Genomic DNA, 15,361 nt, shown 5'->3' on the forward strand with positions numbered 1-15,361 from the left:
GCCTACACCTCGCGGCCGGCGAAGAGCCGATCGCGCACTTCACCACGACGCCACTTCCCGCTGCTGGTCCGGGGCAGCCAGTTCCGCGCGACGGTCCGGACGTCGACGTCGGTCAGTCCGACCTCGTCGGCGATCCGGGCACGGATGCCGGCGACCAAGGCCGCCGGATCGTCGGCCTGCGTCTCGGCCACGACGACGATGCGCTCGCGGGACACGTCGGCCACCGCGACGACGTGACGCTGGTACACACCCTCGACATCCCGTACGGCCGTCTCCACGTCGTGGGCGTGGAAGTTCCGGCCGGCCACCACGATCATGTCGTTGCGCCGGCCGGCGACGTAGAGCTCTCCGTCGAGCACGAACCCGGTGTCCTGCGTGCGGAACCAGCCGTCCCGGATCGCGGCGTCGGTGGCGGCGCGGTCGTCGAGGTAGCCGCGCAGCATGTTCGGCCCCCGTGCTTCGATTTCGCCGAAGTGCCCCTCGTCCAGCACCCGGCCGGAATCGTCTGTGAGCCGGAATTCGACGCCGGGGAACGCCGGCCCCTGCGACACGACGGGCACGGCACCGGGCTCGGAGGCCTGGCGGATCACCACCCGCACGCCGTCCCGCAGGGACGCCCGGTCGAGGTGGACGACCTTCGCGACCCGGCCGGCGGGCTGCAAGGAGATGCCCACGCAGAACTCCGCTGCACCGTAACCCGGCGTCATGACCGTCGGCCGGGCGCCGAGCGGCCCGAGCAGCTCGTCGAACCGGCGCAGCGTCGCGGCGGCGACGGGTTCACCGGCGTTGACCGCGGTTTTCCAGCCGGAGAGATCGACGCCGTCGAGCCCTCCGGCCGCGGCCGTGTCGAGGATGCGGTCGTAGGCGAAGTTCGGACCGGTGAAGAACGCGATGTGCTGGTCGGCGAAGTACCGCATGGTCTCCGCGGTACGCCGGATGAACTTCCCGGGGCTGAACATGTGCAGGTCGCTGGCCGTCACCAAGTGGGTCAGCAGGGTGATGAGCCCGAAGTCGTGGAACAGCGGCACCCACACCATCGCGGCGTCCCCGTCCGCCACCCCGCCCCGCTCGGCGGTGCCCAGCACGCTCGCCACCAGAGCGCGGTGCTCGATCATCGCCCCCTTGGGGGCGGAGGTGCTCCCGGAGCTGTACTGCACCACGGCCAGGTCTTCCGGAGCCGGCAGCACGGCCGGTGGCATCCCGGGCTGCGGCTCGCAGCCGCCGATGCCGATCACCACGACGTCCGGGTACCGCTCCCGGATGGCGGCACCGAACTCGTCGAACGGCGGTCCCACCAGGATGCCGCGGAGGTCCGCGCTGCGGACCAGGGTGTCCAGCCGGTCCAAAAAGGACGCCAGGCCACCCGCGAACGGCTGCACGGGAATCGGCACCGCCGCGACGTTCGCGGCGAACACCCCGAAGAGCGCGGACACGAACTCCGGCGACGTCTCGGCGAGCAGCCCCACACAGTGGTCCGGCCGGTCACCCAGACCCGCACGGCGGAGTTCCGCGGCGACCCCGTAGGCCCGCTCCGGGATCTCGCGGTGGGCCAGCGATACGTTCAGCTCCGGGAAGACCAGCTTCCCCACCGTTCGCCGCGCGAGAACCGGCAGGAGCTCCGCCATGGTGCGGAGTTCCTGCGTTTCCGCGAGCCAGCGGAGTCCGGGCGTTCCGGCCCGAGCACCGGAACGGGTGGCGATGTCTACGTCGAGTCCCACGTGATCCACCTCCAGCCGGCCCTGCTGCGCCGGCACAGCAGTTCGGTTCGCGGCCCACCGTAATGAGGACGCACGCCGTCCCCACCTCGCGTTCCGCAAACCGGAACAGCCACGAACCCGGCACCCGGTCAGCGCGTTCCCAAGCGCGTCCCGGCTTCCACCAGGTTCGCGAAGTCCGCCACCGTTCGTACCCGCACGAGATCGTCGGGGTCCAGTTCGAGGCCGAGTTCGTCTTCGATGGCGGCGACCGCGGTGAGCAACCGCAGCGAGCTGGCGTTCTCGAGATGGGTGAGCTGCGCGTCGAGGGTGATCCCGGAGACGGGCACCCCGAGCGCGGCCGACAGGTGGCCGACGACCACCCGGGCAACGTCATCGGACGACTTCATCGGATGTCCTCTCGGCACCTCGGGGAGGCGGGCGCGCCCGGCCGACGTTAACAGCGCCCCTCCGGTTTCCCGCTCCGTGTTCCGGACCGCGGAACGAAAGCCGCGCCGGACCGGGGTTCCGGAAAGTGGAACAACACTTCTTGGTGTTTCGGCCTTACGAGTTACCGTCACCCGCATGAACTACCGGGGATTCGACGGTGGTTCGGTCCACCGCGGTCGATCAACGCCACCGTGATCGCCGAGATCGGTGTGTTCTCCAGGCTCGTGGCCCGTGCGAAGGACGTCACCCGATGAGAAAATCAATCGCCTCCGGTCTCGGGACCGACCTTTTGAAGCACGCGTTCCTGGCCATGGAACGGTTCGGCCCCGACCCCACCGATGTCTACTTCGGCGTGTTGCTCCGCTGCACGGGTCGCGTTCCCACTCTGGACGACCTCCGCGCCCACATCGGCGGGCGGCTCGACCGGCTGCCCGCACTCACCAGCCGGCTGACCGGCGAGTCGGAATGGGAGCACGACCCGCACTTCGACATCGCCGATCACGTGCGCCCGGCGCCCGGCGTCCCGGTCGAACCCTTTCCCGTGCGGCGGCTGATGGACACCGCACCCGGCCACGAACACCCGCTGTGGCGCGCGTGGTTGCTGCAGCCCGGGAACGGCGACGCCTGGGGGCTGGCGTTCACCGTGCACCACGCCGTGCTCGACGGCACCGGGCTGCTGCACGCGCTGCGAGTGCTCTTCGACGACCGGGAACCCGCACCGGTGGTCGCCAGGTCCCCCCGCGCGCTGGCGGCCGTCCGCGCGCTGCCGAACATCCTCGGCACGCTTCGACCCGCACCCGGCTTACCCGTGATGGGCGCCCTGACCGGCGAGCGCCGCCTCGACCACGCGAGCGTCGCGCTCGCCAACATCCGCGCGGTCGCCGAGGCCACGGGGACGACGGTCGGCCAAGTGCACTTGGCCGCACTCGCCGGCGCCCTCCGCGAGTGGTCGGCCGCCGGAACGGCCGTCCGTGACATCCCCGTGTGCGTGCCCGTCGACACCAGGACGAGCGGGGAGCGCGACCTGCTCGGTGTCCACATCGGTCTGCACCGCGCGGTGCTCCCCACCGGGACGGCCGACCCGGCCGAGCGGCTGCGAATCGTCGCCCGGCGGCTGTCGCGACGCCGCATGGCCGGCGCGCGGGCCGCCGCCCGGGCGCTCGCCGAGGACGTCCCGTCCCGATGGAGCGGGGAGGCGATACGACGGCTCGGCGATCGCCGAGCCGTCGCGCTCACCGCTTCGGTTTTCCGGCCGTCGTCGCCGGCCGCCGTGCTCGGAAGCCCGGTCCAGGACGTGTTCGCCCTGCCCTGGCTGCCGCCGGGCCACGGCTGCTTCACGATCTTGGCCGTGCACGGCTCCGTGGCGTCACTGTCCGTGCTCACCGACACGGGCGTGGACGCCACCCGCGACCTGTCGGCGCTTTGGGCCGGCGAGGTGACTGCCCTCGGCACGGCCGTCGGCATCAGGCCCGCGCGAACGGAACCGGCCATCTGACAGCCGCCGGCGTGGCCGTTTTTCACGGCAGCTGCGCCGCCAAGGAGAACCAATCCTCGGCTTCGGCCCGGTCCGCCTGGCCGCACGTGGCGGATCGCCGACGAGCGGCCGCATCTCGGGACCGGCCCTCAGTTCTTGGGTGAAAGGCGCGACCACGGCCGGTTCGGAGCGACGGCGGTCCGGGTCGGTTTCGTAGCCAGCTCGGTGCCGACCAGGCGGTACCTCACCGGCTCCCCCGCGCCGGCCACTGTAGCCGGATCGACCGACTTGACCAGCGCGAGCGCGGCCCCGCCACCGGCGGTCACCAAACCATCGCCGGCGGCGTCGTCACCGTGGGCAAGCCTGTTGTCGCGGTTGCCGGCGGCGAACTCACCCTGGGCCGTCCCCACCCGGGGCCTGGTCGGGACCGGCGACGTGCGTAGTCGGTTGCAGCCGGAGCCGGAACGCGCCCGTCAGGCAGGTCCCAGCCGCCTCAGCCGTTCGAGGGGGTCGTGACCGGTCGGCATCAGCGCGAGGATCGGGGTGGAAAGTCCGCTGTCGACGTAGGACCGGATGCGCTCGCGGCAGAACTCCGGGCTTCCGTGGACCACCAGTTCGTCCACGACCGCGTCCGGGATGATCTCCATCGCCCGTCGGCGATCACCACGCGCCCACGCTTCGTGCATCGGCCTGAGCACCTCGCCGCGGCCCAGCCAGTCGTGAAAAGCGGCGTAGGCCGGCACAGTGAGGTAAGCGGTGAGGAGGCGCCGGGCGAGCCGGCGGGCGAGCTGCTCATCTTCGGTGGGGCAGACGAAGATCCGCGCCGCCAGTTCGACGTCCGGTCCGATCTCCTTGCGCACCTGCGGAACGTCCCCAGGCGCGAGCCAGTTGGTGATCGCGCCATCGGCTTCGTTCGCGGCGACGGCCAGCATCCGTGGCTGCAACGCCGCGATCGCTATGCCAGGCGGCGGGTCGACGACGGTGTCCAGGCGAAAGCCGTTGATCGAGAACGTTTCGTAGACATCTTCGATCTTCTGCCCGGTCAAGGCCGAGCGGAGGAAGCGCAGGGTGTCCCGGACCCGGGCGAGCGGGTTCTCGTACTCCAGGCCGTTCCAGTTCCGCACAATCACCGGCGAAGACGCGCCGATCCCCAGGACGAACCGGCCGGGCGCGAGCGCGGCCAGCGTTGCCGCTTGCATCGCCAGCAGGCCGGGACCGCGGGTGTACACGGACGCCACCGCGGTGCCCAGCCGCAACCGCGTCGTCCACTGCGAGGCGAGCGCCAACGGGGTGAAGGCGTCGTCACCCGATTTCTCGGACGACCAGATGTCGGTGTAACCGAGGTCCGGGAGTTCTTCGACCGCCCTCCGGCACTCTGCCAGCGGCAGCTCGGGGAAGGGAACGGTGATACCCCACCGGCTCATGCGCACCCCTGGTTCTCGTGATCCGGACGGTCTTCGGCGGTGTCATCGACGCGGTCGCGATTCCTTGGGGCGCTGGCTGGCCTGCGGGCGCCAGATGGGGTAGAGCGAAGGTCCACCGCGAAGGGTGATCGGCCCGCCGAGGCGCGTTTGCCCGAGCCGCTCGTACAGCGCCAGGTTGCGCAGGCAACTCGCTTCGCCGTAGACGCCGGCGTCACCACCGTCGGCGAGGGCGAACTGGGCCAGCTTGAGCCGGGTGCCGAGGCCCTTGCCCTGGCGTCCGGGAACAGCGGAGAGGAAAGTGCCGTACAGGTGCGGGGGCAGATCACGCGGGTGGTTGTCGTTCAGCAGATTCATGAACGCGATCGCGCGTTCCGCGTCCTCACCCAGATCGGACTCCAGCCGGGCCACCAGATCGGCGTGGTCCTGAGCGCTCGGCAGGATCGACGGCGGGTAGAACAAGGAAACGGCGTCGAAGTCGTCGATCTGCAGCGCGAGTCCGCCGCCCGCGAAGGTGGAGTCGACGATCACCCGGAAGAAGCGGCGGTTGGCTTCCGCGCGCCGGGCCGGATCGGGGAAGATCCAGGAAAACACCGGGTCGTCGAAGAACGCACGGGTGTATACGTCCACCAGGAAGTTTGTTTGCGTTGCTTTGACTTGGCTGATCTCGGGCATGATGATTCGTCCTCATCTCGTCGTAGCGGAGGGGCGGCTGTTCGGCGCTACTGCGCGGGTCGGGTTCGGCGCGTCGTCGCGTACCTGGCTATCTCGGCGTGCGTGGCGCACCACACCCCGGAGTGGGCCGCGATGTGCGCCAGCAGGTCGTGCAGCACCTTGATGCGCGAGCGATGCCCGATGACGTGCGGGTGGAGCGCGAGGGTGAACAGCCCACCCTCGGCGTACGCACCGTCGAACTCGTCTTGCCAGATCCGCAGTACGTCATGCGGCGCGAGTGCCTGTTTTCCCAGCGCGTCGTCCGGGAAATACGGGGCGTCGTCGCGGATCCACGAGACCGGCACCTCGGTGAGGCCGGTCGGCTCGCCCCCGCGAAGGAGTTCGTACGGCTGATCGTCGGCCATCAGGGATGAGTCGTACTCCAGACCGAGCTGCTGGGCGATCGGTAGCGTGTGGACGGTGAAGTCCCAGTACGGCGTGCGCATGCCGACCGGGCGGGTGCCGGTCACGGCCGTCAGGGCTTCGATGCTGCGTGTCCCCAGCTCGAGCTCTTGCGCCGGCGTCAGCTCACCACAACGTTCGTGGATCCAGCCGTGCAAGCCGATTTCGTGCCCTGCCGCGCGGACTTCGGCGAACCTTTCCGGCGCAAGCATCGCCGACACCGCCGGGTAGAAGAAGGTGGCGGGAACGGAATGCCGGTTGAGCGCGTCGACCACCCGCCGGATCCCGACGCGAGCCCCGTACTGAGCGTGGGAGAGCGGGCCGGGACCGCTCACCCGCTGCGACAGCGGAAGTGTCTCGTTGTCCACATCGACCGAAATGGCGACGGCGACGGCGGCGTTCCCCGGCCAGTCACGGTGATCGAGTCCGTTCCCGGCCCCGACCTCGTCCACGATGGCCCGCCACTGCGCTTCCGGCAGCTCCCAGGGATCCGGGTTCTCCGCACGCGACATGCTGCATGTCCTCCTTCGGCTCAGGCGGCCAGCGCTTCGGCCAGTCTGGTGAGGTCCTCGTCCGCCGGAGCGGCGATTCGCAGGCCGGGCACCCGACCGGCTTCGCCGGCTCCGAAGAGCCGGACGACCACCCCCGCGCGCACGAGGTCCTCGTAATGTCGTTCGGGCTCGTCGGACACCACGAACCGGTAGTGCACCGGCACCCCGCCCACCACTCCGCCGAACCGGCGGTCGAGCAACCGCTGCAGGACCTCGGCGTTGGCCAGCAGACGCGCGCGAGTCCGGCGGATCCACGAAGTGTCTCGCAGCGCCGCGATCACCACAGCGGCGTCGATGAACGACAACGGCCAGTTCAGCCGTTCGTCGGCGACCGTCCGCCGAAGACGATCGTTCGGCGTCCACATCGCTCCCGCGCGGGCCCCGGCGACACCGAGCACCTTGTTCGGCGAGCTGAGAACCACGACGTTGGCCAACCCGGCCGAAGCCATCGACGACCGTGCACCGTCCAGGAAGTCGACGTACGCCTCGTCGACGACCAAAGTGGAACCCGGCCGCCGGCGGCAGACTTCGGCCAGGTCCGCCACCGGGATGTGCAGACCGAGCGGGTTGTTCGGATTGGACAGCACGACGTAGTCGTAGCGGGCGAGGCCGTCGGCCACTCTGCGGAGCCGGGCTTCGACGGTGTCCACCTCGCCGGCCGCCGGGGGCAGATGGTGGGCGACGTGCCGAATGCTGTCGGTGTAGTCCGGCGTCACCACCGCGATCCGGTCACGCGGTATCAGTCGCGCCAGGACACGGATGAACTCGGTGATCCCACGACCGACGACGAGCAGTTCCGGATCCACCCGGAGGTGGCCGGCGTAGGCATCCTGGAACGCCGACTCCGCACCGAAAGGGTGCGCGCGAAGCTGACTCAGGTCCAGTTCGTCGAGTGCCCTCCGGGCGGATGGCGCCGGACCGAACAGGTTCACGCACGTGCTCAGGTCGAGCAGGCCGTCGCCGGCGAGTCCTCGGAGGTCACCACCTTGCCGGTGCGCGGCTTCGAGATAAAGACCGCTCATTGTTCGCGCCCCTCTGCGAGTGGAATGGCTTGTCTGCTCCGCTGCGCCGCGGTCACTGGTGTTGATCTCGACTCAAGCACCGCTCAGTCGTCACTGCTACGGTCGAGTACCGGCGATTGACCCACGGTGGGTGAGTTCGCGGATCTTCTGTTGCCCGCGAGTGCCCGAAGGTACCGGCCCGCACCCTTGGTCCTCGTTGGTCTCGACCGTGCTGCCGCGCGGGTGGTCGAACGACCTGCACGCACGGGCGCAAGCAGCAGCTGCCCGCATATCGCCGCGAAGACAACCACTTTCCGGGAAGTCCGGGCACCGGTCCTCGCCGTTGGTCTCGCCACTCTGCAATCCTCGGCAATCAGGCCGATGGACACCTCTGTTCGGCCAGCTTCCGCTCGACCAAGGTCTTAAGGAAGCGGAAACCGTCGCGAGCATCCTGGTCCGGGCTGATCCCGCGGCGGAGGAACCCGGTCTCCGCCGTGAGATAACCGTCGAACCCGGTCTCGATCAGTGCGTCGACGAGTCCTTCCCAGTCACCGTCGCCCTTGCCCGCCGGCAACCGGACCTCTGTCGCCGTCGAATCGGAGATGTGCACTTGGTGCAGTCGTCCGGTCATGAGGTGGACGTAGTCGCCGAACAACTCCTGCCGATGCGACACGTGGTTGCAGTCGAACATGACCTTGACGTTCGGCAGCCCGGCGTCCTCGAGGAGTTCCATGGCGTCCTCGCCGTCGTCGATCAGGTTGGAATGCTGCGCGAGGGGCTCGATGACGACCGTCAGGTCGTACTGCGCAGCATCGACGGCGATCTCCGCGAGACACTCGATCGACCAGGCCCTGGCTTGCCGCCGCCGGGTGCCGAAGACGGTCCAGCCAGGCACGTAGAGCACGGTCCGGCCGCCCCATTCGGCGCACAGTCCGGAAAGCTCCTTGTAGTGCTCCGCGGTCGCCCGTCGCTCCTCGGGGCTGGGGGAAGCCGGGTTGTAGCCGGGCCCGCCTCCGGGGGCCGCGCCGATTCCCGCCAGCTCCAAGCCGTGGTCGTCGAGCAGGCCGCGGATCTCCCGGCGCCGCGCGGACGTGAGATGCGGCGGGTAGGCGTGCGGGGCGGCCGCGCCGATCTCGATCCCGTCGAACCCGATCTTCCCGAGACGTTTGATCGTCTCGTCCAAGGTGTAGGAGGGAACCCAGGCACCGAAGCCGGAGTAGGACCACGTGTGGTAGCCGAACTTGATCGTCATGATGCGGCTCTCCTTGGGCGAGGGGGATTCCGGCCGGCGCTGACCTCGGCACCGGCGGAGGGAGCGATACGGAGGAAGAGCAACGCGCCGGCCAGCGCGATCACCGCACCGGCGAGGAACCCGGCGCGGAAGTCGGCCGCGGTCGGGGCCGAGCCGTCCGCGGCCAGGCGTACCGCGGTCGCGGCCACGGCGACGCCCAGACCGATGGAGAGTTGCGTGGAGGTGGCGTACAAGGTGCTTGCCGCGTTCATCGTCGCCGGTGGCACGTCCGCGAAGGCGAGGGTGTTGGTCGCGGTGAAGGCCAGTGATCGGAAGACACCGCCCAGGAAACAGACGGCCACGATCGTCGCGTACGGCGTCGATGGGTCGAACAACGCACAGGCGGCCAGCGAGGCCGCGGAGAGCAGGCCGGCGACAACGAGGATCGGACGGAACCCGAAACGCCGCATGATCCGTGTCGTGACGGTCTTCGCCAGAAGATTGCCGGCGAAGACGGTCAGCACGAGCAGGCCTGACACGGCCGCGCTCATCCCGAAGACGACCTGGAACAGCAGGGGCAGCAGGAACGGCACCATGTTGATCGCCAGTCGCAGCAGGCCGCCCTGCCAGGTGCACGCGGCATAGGTGGCGATCCGCAGCGGCGAGAGGTCGATCAACGGTGCCGGGTGGCGGCGAGCGTGCCGCACGGCGAGCGCGCCGATCGCCAGCCCGGTCACGAGCAGCCCGCCGGCGAGGGACCACTGGGCGTGCCCGCCGCTGGTGGACTCGAGGCCGTACATCAGGGTGGCGATCGCGATGGTGCCGAGCGCGAAACCCGTGCCGTCGAACGGTCGGCGCTCGGCCGGCGACTCTTCGACCATGCGCAGTGCGAACACGAAGGCGACCAGCCCGAGCGGCACGTTGATCAGGAAGACCCAGCGCCAAGACGCACCGGAGGTCACCAAACCGCCGATCGGCGGGCCCAGAACGGGCGCCACCAGGCCCGGCCAAGTGAAGATGGCCGTGGCCGCCATCAGATCCGCCTTCGGCGCGATCCGCAGGACCAGCGTGCGGCCCACCGGCACCATCATCGCCCCGGCGAAGCCCTGGACGACCCGGAACGCGACGAACTGCCACAACGTCAGCGCCACCACGCAGAGCACCGAGGCGAGGACGAAGCCGGCGATCGCGGCACAGAACACCTTCCGGACCCCGTAGCGGTCGGCCAGCCACCCGCCGAGCGGGATCGTCGCGGTGGCCGTCAGCAGGTAGGCCGTGACGCCCGAACCGGCGTCGACGGGGCTGACGCCGAACGACCCGGCGATCGCGGGCAGGGCGGGAACGATGGCGGTGCCGTCGAACATCTCCATGAAGAACGCGCCGGCGACGAGGACGGCCAACGGCCGGACGTTCGTGCGGCCGGGTTCGGCCGGTGGGGTCACCGGAAAGCAGCCCGGAGGTGGTCGCCGAGGAACACACCGTCCGGATCCCAGCGCCGGCGGAGTTCGACGAAGTCGCGCCAGCGCGGGTATCGTGCGGCCAGGTCGGCGGGTTCGCGGAAATGTACCTTCCCCCAGTGCGGTCGTCCGTCGTGGCGCGCCAGCAGGTGGTCGATGACGGAGAACGGCCGGGACCAGGTGTCGGACACCCGGCGGGCAGGCAAGGCGCACGTCACCCCGACGTAGCAGGTGTCCTGCTGGTAGCTCGGACTCAGCCACGCGCTGTCGGCGCCGGTGAACCGGACGTCCACCGGCGCGTTGATCCTCAGTCCGTGCCGGGTCACGGTCTCGGCGAGTTCGGTGATGGCTTCCGCGGCCCGGGCCACCGGAATCCCGTACTCGAACCCTTGCAGACGGGAAGGCACCGAACCGAGCAGGGCCTCGTCGCAACGCAGGACGCTGGACCGGGCTCGGCCTTCGACGCGGGCGGCCAAGGAGTGGACCAGTCTGGCCACGGCCGGACGGAGCCGGTTGTTGGTGAAGTCCGGGGGCAGCCCGCGGGAACCGGAAAGGACCGGGGGCAGGGCCTCACCGGTCGGCTCGGCCCGCCAGACCACCGCCTGCGAAGTGTGCGGGTACCACCAGAACCCGCCGTACCGGGCCGTGCGCAGTTCGTCCAGATCCCTCAGGATCTCCTTCAGCGGTGTGCGGGCGATCGTCTTGCGCAGGGTGTGCGCGGGGACGACGTCGAGGGTCAGCGCGGTGACCACGCCAAGACAGCCGAGATGCACGCGAACGGCGTCGAACTCGGGTTCGTCGTCCGTTGCGGTGCGGACGGTGCCGTCCGCCGTCACCAGCCGGACGGACCGGAGGTGGCTGGAGAGGGTCCCCATCGCGGGGCCGCTGCCGTGGGTCGCGGTGGCGACCGCGCCCGCGACGGTCTGTTCGTCGATCGCGCACTGGTTCGGCAGCGCGAGCCCTTCGGCCGCCAGGTGCCGGTTCAGCGCCCGCAGCGAGGTCCCGGCTTTCACGGTGACCGTCATCCGTGCCCGGTCGATGGAGACGATTCCCGTGTGGCGCCTCAGATCGAGCAGGGTACGACCGGCAGGCGAGACCAGACCGGCGTAGGAATGCCCGGCTCCGGCGACACCGATCCCCCGGGCTCGGTTTCGACGGTCGCGCACGATCTCGCAGATCTCATCCTCGCCGTCGACGATCTCGAGCCGCTCGGGGACACCTCGGACCGTCCCGCTCCAGTTCTCCCACGGGGTCTGCCGTCGGCCTGCCGAGGTGGTCCGGGGAACAGCCATGGCCTGCGCCTCCAGCCGGGTTCTGTGGATCACCTCGTGATCAGCTTGTCGGCGAAGTCCGACGAGGACATCGAATCCTTGGACCGCGTCTCGAAGTACCAGTTCGCGAGTCGCTTCAACCCGGTGTGGAACGGCATCTCCGGCACCCAGCCGAGCCTCTCCCGCGCCACGGCGGCGGATGCGACCCGGTTGTACGGCCCGGTGGGCATGTCGGGAAGTGGTTTGATCGGCGAGTCGAGGCCGGTGATGTCGAGGATGAGCTGTGCCGCCTCGCGGACCTGGATGCCCTCCTCGGTGCCGAGGTTGATCGCGCTGCCGTCACGGACGTGCTCGGCGGCCAGCACCAGTCCGCGGACGATGTCGGTGACGTAGGTCCAGTTTCGCATCTGCGTGCCGTCGCCCCAGATTTCGAACGGCGCCTGCCGCAGGAAGGCACGGCCGACCATCGCGGTCAGGGCGTGGCTTTCCGGACAGCGTTCCCCGTAGACCGTGAACAGCCGGCAGGAAACGGAGGGGAACCCGGCTTCGGCGTGCATCGCCGCGAGCCGCAGTTCCATCATGAGCTTGGCCCAGCCGTACAAACCGTCGGCTTCGTACGGCGGGCCGACCTGCGGCTCGGTGAGCCGCACCTCCGCGGTGACGTCGCCCTGAAGCTCGACCGGATAGACACAGCCGGATGACGCGTAGACGAAGTTGTCCACGCCGGCCACCATCGCGGCCTGCGAGACGACTCCGTCCAGCACGAAGTTGGTGGAGCAGGCAGTTTGATGCAGGTCGATGAAGCCACGCCCACCGTGGACCGCGGCGAGGTGGAAGACGACCTCGATACCGTCCATCGCCGCGGCCGCGACCTGCGGATCACGCAGATCCGCGTGAACGAACTCCCAGCCCGCGGGCGCGTCGTCCAGATTGGACAGCTTGCCCGAGCTGAGGTCGTCCACGACCCGTACCGTCGCGCCGGCGTCGATCAGGTGCTCCACCAGGTGGGAGCCGATGAAGGAACAACCACCGGTGACCAAAACCCTCTTGTCGTCCCAAAAGGCCTGTCGCATCAGCTTTCCCCGATCTTGAGGTGAGTACGGGCGAGCTTGAAAACCTGGTCGAGATAGGCGTTCCCGGTGGCCTGCCGGAGAGACCACCACGTGAAGTCGTCGTGCGCGGCATCGATCCTGGGGTCGTCGCCTGCCCGTGCGTGGGCGAGGAAGGTCGTGTTGACCGTGTGCGTCGTCGCGCCACCGTGGGCGGAAGCGTCGAACACGGTGGAAAAGGTGCCCAGCGGTACGGACAACGTCAACCGCAGACCGCATTCCTGCTCCGCCGTCCGCAGCGCCCCGCTCTCCAGGGTCTCGCCCTTCCGCAGTCGTCCGCCCTGCAGCCACAGCGAACCGGCCTGCGGCTCCTGGCGACGCCGGGTCAGCAGGGCAAAGCCGCCCCGGACGACGAGGGTGTCGACACAGACCAGCGGCATCCATTCCACAATGTCGCGGTAGGACTCGGCCGGAATCCACTCGCCGGTGACAGGGACGTTTCCCAGTCGCCAGTCAAGGGTGATCCGCTCCGAGCCCGGCCCCTCCGTCGATGCGGATGGGGCTGGTGACAGCGATCGAGTCGGTGAAGGGGTTGTCGTCGCGCTGTCCACAGTCATCAACCTCTCGGCTTGCGTGACCCGGGAACTCGTTCGAGATCCCCATAAGATGATTTCCCGGAGGAGATGCACAACAGGCCAGAGTGGAAACCGAGGCGTTCGATGTGGCCGGTTGCCCTTTTTCTCCGTCTACCGACAGGCCTGATTGACATCTCAGGAACATTTTGCTACGGGATGTCGTCACTCGTGTCGCGTTTGGTGGGGTTGTGTAGTGCATCATCATGGCCCGCCACGGCGTCTCTGCCGACGAAGCGTTCGACGTGCTCCGGCGCACTTCCCAGGATCTCAACGTCAAACTTGCCGACTTGGCGGCCACCCTTACCGAGCGGCACGCGGAAATCGACCTGCCCGCGAGATGACAACACCTCCGGCACCTTGACAGGCGACCACGCCGGCAACGGCCGCTATCCGTGATCGTAGGGTCGTGGGACCGCGCTCTGTTCCGAGTTCGCGCCGTGCAAATCCGTCTCGCCTGGTGTTAGACACGTCCGGCTACACGGTGTAGCCGGACGCCGTGTCGGCCTGGCAAGGGATACGGTCCCGGCCCTTGCAGGACAAGTTGGTCCAGACGGTCTTTCCGGTCGAGGACGGTGGGTAGCGGACTCCCCAGTCACTGCTGAGCGCGTCGACCAGGACGAGCCCGCGGCCGCGCAGGTCAGACGGCTGGGAATGACCGGCTGCGGGCTGCGCGGTGGTGGCGGCGACGTCGCCGACTTCGAAGGACACCAGGCACGGGTGGTCGCTGCGTCGCAGCCGCAGGTGCACCGGGCCGCCGGCGTGTTCGCAGGCGTTGGTGACCAGCTCGGTGACCACCATCAGCACGTCGTCGAGATGGGTCCTGCCGAGGCCATCCAGACAAGAACGGGCCCACGCTCTGACCGAATACAGGGCGCTGACCGGCAGGTCGCGCAGGCACGGGCACGACCTTTCTGCGGCGGTCGCCAGGCAAGGAGTGACCGCTCGTTGCTCCGGTGTACCCGTCCGGCGAGATCGGTAACCCGTACCGACCGGAACCTCCGGATCCACGGCTCATGGTTGCCGGGCTGGACGAAGGGTATCCGACATCGATGGAGACGACACGATCCGGCCACGGCGCCGACGAGAGCTTGGCGGCGATGCTCAGCGACGTCGCCCGCACCCTCCAGGCTGAGCCGGACGTGGAAGCGACTCTGCAGGCCGTCACCCGCACCGCGGCGTCGGCCCGGGTCTGCAACGCTGCCAGGATCACCGCCCACACCCCGGCGCGCTGCCAGCGCCGAAACAAGCCATAGACGGTTTGCCAGCAGCCATACACAGGCGGGACGTCACGCCACGGCGAACCGACACGAACCCGCCAGCGGATGCCGTCCAGGAGCTGGCGTTTACTCCACAGTGGCGGGCGGCCGGGCTTCTTCCCGACGGGCAGCAGCGGTTCCAGGATCGCCCACTGCGCGTCGGTCAGATCGGCTCGCCCCGCCGCAGCTAGGCTGGGCACGAGGTCTCCGGTGTTCTCGATCAGCTTGGTCGTTGATCGGTCTACCGGAGACCTCGTCTACTTGTTCCAGGACACGCCGCACCCACAGCACCAGCCAGAAGCTCCGCTGGTCAGCACATCAAACAGGCTCTAGCCGCGCCAGCGCCACTTCTGCACCCGCCCGGCTCACATCGGCGTACTCCTCCCCGCGTTCGTGCTCGATCTCGGCGGCGCGAGCCGCGTCGGGTCCAGCCACTCGCGCGCCACGTACCCAGCGCCGCGCAGGGCTGTCAGTCGTTGCGGGAACGAGTTTGCCGGATCGTTTCCGAGATCCCGCAACGGCTCGTGTAATGACGCCGTTCACGCAGGTGCTCGAGGTGGTCGCGGGAGGTGCTCGCTTCAATCGGGCAATGCTGCAAACGCCGCACACCCGCGCGAAAGGTACCCAGCGAGCTGATCTCGGTCACCATCAGGGCAACCTTGCGGCCGCAGCCCACCAGGCATCCTGGAGCGGAGTGAACTTGCCAGCCGAGCGGGCTGCCTGGGCGCAGTCGCACCGAGCAGGGCGCCGACTTG

General features: G+C 69.2%; 16 protein-coding genes and 2 pseudogenes. 3 read left to right on the forward strand and 15 right to left on the reverse strand.

What is annotated here, in order from left to right; all coding sequences use genetic code 11:
- Window positions 1-2: 2 nt before the first annotated feature.
- Window positions 3-1,718 carry an AMP-binding protein gene (locus tag HUT10_RS09975; protein WP_176170924.1) on the reverse strand — a complete coding sequence of 572 codons (1,716 nt, stop codon included), beginning with the start codon at window positions 1,716-1,718 and terminating at the stop codon, window positions 3-5.
- 128 nt (window positions 1,719-1,846) lie between these two features.
- Entirely contained in the window at window positions 1,847-2,104 is a 258-nt protein-coding gene (locus tag HUT10_RS09980) for an acyl carrier protein (RefSeq protein WP_176170925.1), read from the reverse strand.
- Between the two features lie 290 nt (window positions 2,105-2,394).
- On the opposite strand from HUT10_RS09980, the gene HUT10_RS09985 reads away from it, so the two are divergent.
- A complete protein-coding gene (locus HUT10_RS09985; protein ID WP_176170926.1) occupies window positions 2,395-3,639 on the forward strand; it encodes a wax ester/triacylglycerol synthase domain-containing protein in 1,245 nt (414 codons plus the stop codon).
- 128 nt (window positions 3,640-3,767) lie between these two features.
- Here HUT10_RS09985 and HUT10_RS09990 read toward each other — a convergent pair whose 3' ends face one another.
- From HUT10_RS09990 to HUT10_RS10035, 10 genes are all read right to left on the reverse strand, one after another.
- Window positions 3,768-4,028 carry a hypothetical protein gene (locus tag HUT10_RS09990; RefSeq protein WP_176170927.1) on the reverse strand — a complete coding sequence of 87 codons (261 nt, stop codon included), beginning with the start codon at window positions 4,026-4,028 and terminating at the stop codon, window positions 3,768-3,770.
- Window positions 4,029-4,091: 63 nt separating this feature from the next.
- The gene (locus tag HUT10_RS09995) at window positions 4,092-5,042 is read right to left on the reverse strand and encodes an LLM class F420-dependent oxidoreductase (protein ID WP_176170928.1); all 951 of its coding nucleotides are present in this window, start codon (window positions 5,040-5,042) and stop codon (window positions 4,092-4,094) included.
- Window positions 5,043-5,084: 42 nt separating this feature from the next.
- Complete coding sequence (locus tag HUT10_RS10000; protein WP_176170929.1) at window positions 5,085-5,714, reverse strand: GNAT family N-acetyltransferase; 630 nt, start codon at window positions 5,712-5,714, stop codon at window positions 5,085-5,087.
- A 47-nt stretch (window positions 5,715-5,761) separates the two neighbouring features.
- A complete protein-coding gene (locus HUT10_RS10005; protein WP_176170930.1) occupies window positions 5,762-6,667 on the reverse strand; it encodes a polysaccharide deacetylase in 906 nt (301 codons plus the stop codon).
- Between the two features lie 20 nt (window positions 6,668-6,687).
- The gene (locus tag HUT10_RS10010) at window positions 6,688-7,728 is read right to left on the reverse strand and encodes an aminotransferase class I/II-fold pyridoxal phosphate-dependent enzyme (protein ID WP_176170931.1); all 1,041 of its coding nucleotides are present in this window, start codon (window positions 7,726-7,728) and stop codon (window positions 6,688-6,690) included.
- A 352-nt stretch (window positions 7,729-8,080) separates the two neighbouring features.
- A complete protein-coding gene (locus HUT10_RS10015) occupies window positions 8,081-8,959 on the reverse strand; it encodes a sugar phosphate isomerase/epimerase (protein WP_176170932.1) in 879 nt (292 codons plus the stop codon).
- Complete coding sequence (locus HUT10_RS10020; RefSeq protein ID WP_176170933.1) at window positions 8,956-10,380, reverse strand: MFS transporter; 1,425 nt, start codon at window positions 10,378-10,380, stop codon at window positions 8,956-8,958. Before HUT10_RS10020 ends, HUT10_RS10015 begins: the two co-directional genes overlap by 4 nt.
- On the reverse strand, window positions 10,377-11,720 hold the full coding sequence (locus HUT10_RS10025; protein ID WP_176170934.1) for a D-arabinono-1,4-lactone oxidase: 1,344 nt from the start codon (window positions 11,718-11,720) through the stop codon (window positions 10,377-10,379). Before HUT10_RS10025 ends, HUT10_RS10020 begins: the two co-directional genes overlap by 4 nt.
- The gene (locus HUT10_RS10030; protein ID WP_254896794.1) at window positions 11,717-12,829 is read right to left on the reverse strand and encodes an NAD-dependent epimerase/dehydratase family protein; all 1,113 of its coding nucleotides are present in this window, start codon (window positions 12,827-12,829) and stop codon (window positions 11,717-11,719) included. The genes HUT10_RS10025 and HUT10_RS10030 overlap by 4 nt, the downstream gene beginning before the upstream one ends.
- Window positions 12,739-13,326 (reverse strand): NUDIX domain-containing protein, encoded by a 588-nt coding sequence (locus tag HUT10_RS10035; RefSeq protein ID WP_176170935.1) that lies wholly within the window; start codon window positions 13,324-13,326, stop codon window positions 12,739-12,741. The genes HUT10_RS10030 and HUT10_RS10035 overlap by 91 nt, the downstream gene beginning before the upstream one ends.
- A 221-nt stretch (window positions 13,327-13,547) precedes the next feature.
- Here HUT10_RS10035 and HUT10_RS10040 point away from each other — a divergent pair.
- Window positions 13,548-13,691, forward strand: a pseudogene (locus HUT10_RS10040) (ANTAR domain-containing protein); the annotation flags it as partial.
- A 133-nt stretch (window positions 13,692-13,824) separates the two neighbouring features.
- On the opposite strand, the gene HUT10_RS10045 reads toward HUT10_RS10040, so the two are convergent.
- Window positions 13,825-14,358, reverse strand: coding sequence for an ATP-binding protein (locus HUT10_RS10045; RefSeq protein WP_176170937.1), 534 nt, complete (start codon window positions 14,356-14,358; stop codon window positions 13,825-13,827).
- A gap of 41 nt (window positions 14,359-14,399) precedes the next feature.
- Here HUT10_RS10045 and HUT10_RS10050 point away from each other — a divergent pair, with 41 nt between their 5' ends.
- On the forward strand, window positions 14,400-14,603 hold the full coding sequence (locus HUT10_RS10050; protein WP_176170938.1) for a hypothetical protein: 204 nt from the start codon (window positions 14,400-14,402) through the stop codon (window positions 14,601-14,603).
- Between the two features lie 11 nt (window positions 14,604-14,614).
- Here HUT10_RS10050 and HUT10_RS10055 read toward each other — a convergent pair.
- Window positions 14,615-14,806: pseudogene (locus HUT10_RS10055) on the reverse strand (transposase); the annotation flags it as partial.
- Between the two features lie 269 nt (window positions 14,807-15,075).
- Window positions 15,076-15,255, reverse strand: a complete 180-nt coding sequence (locus tag HUT10_RS10060) for a hypothetical protein (RefSeq protein WP_176170939.1) — start codon at window positions 15,253-15,255, stop codon at window positions 15,076-15,078.
- Between the last annotated feature and the right edge of the window lie 106 nt (window positions 15,256-15,361).

Origin of the sequence: Amycolatopsis sp. Hca4 (genome assembly GCF_013364075.1) — a bacterium.
GTDB lineage: Bacteria > Actinomycetota > Actinomycetes > Mycobacteriales > Pseudonocardiaceae > Amycolatopsis.